This is a genomic window from Arthrobacter sp. 10T425, from assembly GCF_056393985.1.
The window spans coordinates 1-494 of record NZ_JBFTGZ010000068.1; the positions used below are offsets into that span (position 1 = coordinate 1).

The 494-nt window shown below is 67.0% G+C and carries 1 protein-coding gene; it reads left to right on the forward strand.

All coding sequences use genetic code 11. The features are described from left to right. A partial coding sequence (locus tag AC1DDH_RS20550) for a lipoyl synthase (protein ID WP_476956224.1) occupies positions 1–494 on the forward strand: 494 nt, incomplete at both ends.

The following is a 494-nucleotide window of genomic DNA, read 5'->3' on the forward strand; positions in this document are numbered from 1 at the left end:
GTCCGCAAGATCCACGAACTGAACCCGGGCACCGGCGTCGAACTGCTGATCCCCGATTTCTCCGGCAAGCCCGAGCACATCGCGGCGATCTGCGACTCCAAGCCCGAGGTCTTCGCCCACAACGTCGAAACCGTGCCCCGGATCTTCAAGCGGATCCGCCCGGCGTTCCGCTACGAGCGCTCCCTGGACGTCATCACCCAGGGCCGCAAGCTCGGCATGGTCACCAAGTCCAACCTGATCCTCGGCATGGGCGAGACCCGCGAGGAAATCTCCGAGGCGCTGCGGGACCTGCACGAGGCCGGCTGCGACCTGATCACCATCACCCAGTACCTGCGCCCCTCCGAACGGCACCTGCCGGTGGACCGCTGGGTCAAGCCGCAGGAATTCGTCGACCTGCAAAATGAGGCGGACGAGATCGGCTTCCTCGGCGTCATGTCCGGGCCCCTGGTGCGTTCCTCCTACCGCGCCGGCCGGCTCTGGGCCACCGCGATGCG